This window comes from Coprococcus intestinihominis (genome assembly GCF_040096555.1).
GTDB classification, from domain to species: Bacteria; Bacillota; Clostridia; order Lachnospirales; family Lachnospiraceae; genus Coprococcus_A; species Coprococcus_A intestinihominis.
On the sequence record NZ_JBBMEK010000256.1, the window covers coordinates 1 to 4,835 of the forward strand.

Annotated in this window: 4 protein-coding genes; all 4 read right to left on the bottom strand. The window is 43.5% G+C overall.

What is annotated here, in order from left to right:
• Window positions 1-43 precede the first annotated feature (43 nt).
• Window positions 44-880, bottom strand: coding sequence for a carbohydrate ABC transporter permease (locus WMO25_RS15040; protein ID WP_215631991.1), 837 nt, complete (start codon window positions 878-880; stop codon window positions 44-46).
• The gene (locus WMO25_RS15045) at window positions 881-1,723 is read right to left on the bottom strand and encodes a carbohydrate ABC transporter permease (protein WP_117528612.1); all 843 of its coding nucleotides are present in this window, start codon (window positions 1,721-1,723) and stop codon (window positions 881-883) included.
• Between the two features lie 150 nt (window positions 1,724-1,873).
• Window positions 1,874-3,259, bottom strand: a complete 1,386-nt coding sequence (locus tag WMO25_RS15050) for an ABC transporter substrate-binding protein (protein WP_349085996.1) — start codon at window positions 3,257-3,259, stop codon at window positions 1,874-1,876.
• Window positions 3,260-3,534: 275 nt separating this feature from the next.
• On the bottom strand, window positions 3,535-4,835 hold a 1,301-nt coding region (gene hcp / locus WMO25_RS15055), incomplete at its 5' end, for a hydroxylamine reductase (RefSeq protein WP_349085997.1).

Here is a 4,835-nt window from a genome sequence, read left to right on the forward strand (position 1 = left end):
TGCTTCGCAGACACATTTCTCAGCAGGATTTTCGCATACAATTCTAACCCTTAACAGCACCGGCTGCAACACCCTCGATAATATATTTCTGGCAGGCAAGATAAAAGATAATAACAGGAATAACCGCCATAATCAGCGCCGCCATGATCGCGCCCATATCTACTCGTCCATAACTGCCCTTCATATACTGGATTGCGATGGAAATCGTCTTATATTTATTAATATCCAAAACAAGATATGGCAGCAGGAAGTCATTCCAGATCCACATTGTCTCAAGAATACCAACTGAAATATAAGTTGGCTGCATGATCGGCAATACAACTGAGAAGAATGTACGCACCGGATTGCATCCGTCAATCATAGCCGCTTCTTCTATTTCAATAGGAATGGATTTAACAAAACCGCAGAACATAAAGACAGCCAACCCGGCACCAAATCCCAGATAAATAATAATGATACCCCAAGGTGTATTTAATTTGAGACGGTCTGCGATCAATGACAATGTAAACATAACCATCTGAAATGGTACAACCATTGAGAAAACACATAATAAATAAAATGCATTGGTAAACTTATTCTTCACTCGGGTAATTGCCCATGCGCACATAGAAGTACAGATCAGAATAACGATAACAGAACCCACAGTAATAAATACTGTCCATCCTACAGCCTTCAGCAGGCCATACTGATCCAACGCAGTTGTATAGTTGTCCAGACCAATGAAATTCTTCGCTGACGGAAGCTTGAACGGTTCCAGATTGATAAATGATTTCTTCTTAAATGAGTTAAGTAATACAATAATAATCGGTGCAATATAAATGAGACCCAATATGGTAAAAAAGATTGTACCGATCCAGCTCAATGTCTTTTTGTTCTTCATTTACTGCTGCACCTCCTTCGAACGTGTTGCTCTCAGCTGAATAAGACCAATAGCCACAACGATGACAAAGAAAATAACCGCTTTGGCCTGCCCAACACCTTCCCATCCTGAACGGCCATAGAATGTGTTGTAAATATTCAGCGCCATCATTTCAGATAATTTGGACGGCTCACCAGCTGTCAATGACAGGTTCTGGTCGAAAAGCTTAAATCCGTTGGTAATGGATAAGAATGTACAAATCGTAATAGACGGCATCATCATCGGAATGGTAACTTTCCATAAGCGCTGCCAGCTGTTGGCACCGTCAATCTGTGCTGCTTCCATAACTTCTCCAGGAATAGATTGAAGTCCGGCAATATAGATGATCATCATATAACCAATCTGCTGCCATGATACCAGAATGATCAGTCCCCAGAAGCCCAGCCACTGGTTCAATGCCAGCGCTGTGGAATATTTTGCAAGAATACCGTTAAAAATCAGCTGCCATATATATCCAAGAACAATACCACCGATCAGGTTCGGCATAAAGAAAATCGTCCTGAAAATGTTTGTTCCTCTCATTTTCCTCGTCAGAGCCAGCGCCAGTGCAAAGGCGCAGACATTAATCACTATCAGTGATACAATCGCAAAAAGTGCCGTATACCAAAACGAATGTCTGAAAATTGTATCCTGAAATGCTTTTACATAATTGCTGATACCTACAAATTTCGCATCTTTGACTGTCGTGAATTCACAAAAGGACAGTCCAACACCCATAATAAACGGTGCGATAAAACCTATGATAAATGCAGCCAGAGTCGGTAAAACGAATATCGGAAGATAACGTTTAATGGCCTTTTCCACAAAATCAACCTCCCTCTTAAGTTGATAAAAGTGCGAGTCCAAATATGCCTGGCAGATTCTACCCGCATAAAAAACCAGTGGGCGGGCAAGGGATGCCCGCCCACTGTCTTTTAATCTACAGTTACGATATAAAACCGTTTGCGTTCCTGATTATTTGGAAGCTGCTGCTTCTTTAGCCCATCCGTCTACGAATGCGCTTACAACTGCTGCCCAGTTATCATCTGTCTGGTCTGCTGCGTATGTTGTCAGAGCAGAACCAACACCGTTCTTCCATTCTTCTGAAGGCATTGTGGAGAATGTCCATGCAACTGGTGTATAGCCATCAGCTACATACTGGTTAGCGATGTTAACCAGAGGATTGGATGATTCAAGGTTGCCTTTGAAAGGAATAACAAAGCCCATGCCTGCGTCACCGGATGGCATTGCACCTTCGCCGCCGCACATAGCTTTTGTACCAACTTCAGATGTTACACACCAGTACATGAAATCAAGTGTAGCCTGGATATCTGCTTCGCTTGCTTTGCTGTTAACACACCAGTAGTTCTCTGTACCTGTACAAAGACCCTGTTTGTCTTCACCTTCAGCACCGATGTAGATTGGCAGCATGCCAAGTTTGTCATCACCGAGTTCTGCAACATCGTTGTATGCCCATGTACCATTCTGATAGAATACAGCCTGTTCTGTTACGAATTCAGCAACTGCATCATCACCTGTCTTTGTGGAAAGAAGGGACGGATCACATGTTGCGTTGTTGATGTAAAGATCCCAGATATTTCTATAGTTGTCAAGGTATGTACCTTTGATGGCATCTGTTGTATTGATGTCGTCTGCTTTGTATTCATAGTAGATTGGAAGATTTGCAAGATGTGTCTTGAATCTCCAGTCAGAAGAGCCATCCATACCTGCGGATGTAAAGGCTGAGAAGCCAAGCTCATCCTTACGTGCTGTGATGTCTTCAGCAACTTTCTTCAGATCATCAAAGCTCTTGATATCATCCTGTGTATAACCTGCTTTTTCAAGAAGGGCTTTGTTGTAAATGATGCCGTATGTCTCGATAACATAGCCGATACCTGCCATAGAATCGCCATCCATCAGAGCAAATTCATCATTTGTCAGTTCACCTGCGATCTTAGAATCCTTCAGATCGTAGCAGTAATCTTTCCAAGAAGCCAGACCAACAGGACCATTTACCTGGAATAATGTTGGTGCATCTGTCTTAGCCATCTCTGACTTCAGTGTTGTCTCATAATTACCTGATGCAGCTGTTAAAACTGTTACAGGAACACCAGTCTCTTCTGTGTACAGCTTAGCCAGTTCCTGCCACTGTGCATCCTGTTCAGGCTTAAAGTTCAAATAATAAACCTTGCCGTCGCCTGCTGCTGTGCTTTCTTTCGCTGCCTCTGTTGCTGCCTCTGTTGCTGCCTCAGAACCTGCAGGAGCCTGTGTCTCTTTTGTTGAAGAGCTGCCACAGCCTGCAAGCATGGAAACACTGAGTGCGCCAACCATGGCCAGAGCTAATAAACTTCTTTTTTTCATTATGATTCCTCCTCGTTTTAAAGATAAAACCTTCCCGGAAACGTTTCTGGAAACGTTTCCAACTCTGTAATTACATCATATAGCACTTCAACAAAAAAAGCAAGAGAATTCTCTTGCTTTTTTGTCAAATTGTTAGTTATTCATATTTTAAGTCTCTGTTTTTGTGCAGTTTGACATGAGTTTTCCCTGTATTTTCCAATTGAATCATATACTTCGTCCTGTTTACGACTATATAAGACACCACCTGAACTACTCTTGTGATTGACCCCAACATCTTATGATTGCATTCCGAGACACCGTGCCATATCTGCTTCCGGTGTTGTCACCGCACCGATATTGTAGGTATCCACCAGAATCTTCAGTACATTTGGTGAGATAAATGCCGGCAGTGTCGGTCCGAGAAGAATATTCTTGATGCCGAGATGCAGCAGCGTCAGCAGGATGCAGACCGCTTTCTGCTCATACCAGGACAGTACCATGGACAACGGCAGATCATTGACACCACAGCCAAAGGCATTGGCCAGCGCCACTGCCACCTGGATCGCGCCATAAGCATCATTACATTGTCCCATATCCATAAGGCGAGGCAGACCGCCAATGGTTCCCAGATCCAAATCGTTAAAACGGTACTTACCACAGGCTAATGTCAGTACAATGCTATCCTTTGGTGTCTGCTTCACAAAATCCGTGAAATAATTTCTGCCCGGTCTTGCACCGTCACAGCCGCCCACCAGGAAGAAATGACGGATATCTCCGGCTTTAACCGCTTCAACCACTTTATCAGCCACTGACAGAATTGTGCCGTGACCAAAACCGGTTGTCACTTCATGCCCGCCGTTGATGCCGGTAAATTGCTGATCTTCCTTATAACCACCAAGTTCCAACGCTTTCTCGATCACCGGTGAGAAATCTTTTTCATCGCCGATATGCACGATTTCCGGATAAGACACCATCTCTGTAGTAAATACTCTGTCTGCGTAACTTGCTTTTGGCGGCATCAGACAGTTGGTTGTAAACAGAACCGGCGCTGGCATATTGGCAAATTCTTTCTGCTGGTTCTGCCATGCGGTACCGAAATTGCCTTTAAGATGCGGATATTTTTTCAACTCAGGATAAGCATGAGCCGGAAGCATCTCGCCATGGGTGTAAATATTGATACCCTTATCCTTTGTCTGCTCCAAAAGCTGTTTGAGATCATACAGATCATGACCTGTCACAACAATAAACGGGCCTTTTTCTACAGTTAAAGGAACGGTTGTCGGCTCCGGCGTCCCGTAAGTCTCTGTATTGGCCTTATCCAAGAGTGCCATACACTTCAGATTCACTTCTCCCACTTCCATAACTACCGGCAAAAGTTCATCCACTTTCCAGTTTTCACCGATGACAAAAAGAGCCTTATAGAAAAATTGATTAACATCTTTGTCAGTGTATCCAAGCACAGCAGCATGATAAGCATAGGCTGCCATACCTCGGATACCAAAAAGAATCAGTGATTTTAATGAACGAATATCCTCATCTGCTTCCCAGATGCCTTTCATATCATAATCTTCTGTTCTGCCGCATGGAGAACCGCATG

Excerpts from the sequence above, each read along its gene's own strand:
- WMO25_RS15040 (WP_215631991.1), bottom strand. The coding sequence starts at position 880 with ATGAAGAACAAAAAGACATTGAGCTGGATCGGTACAATCTTTTTTACC.
- WMO25_RS15050 (WP_349085996.1), bottom strand. The coding sequence starts at position 3,259 with ATGAAAAAAAGAAGTTTATTAGCTCTGGCCATGGTTGGCGCACTCAGT.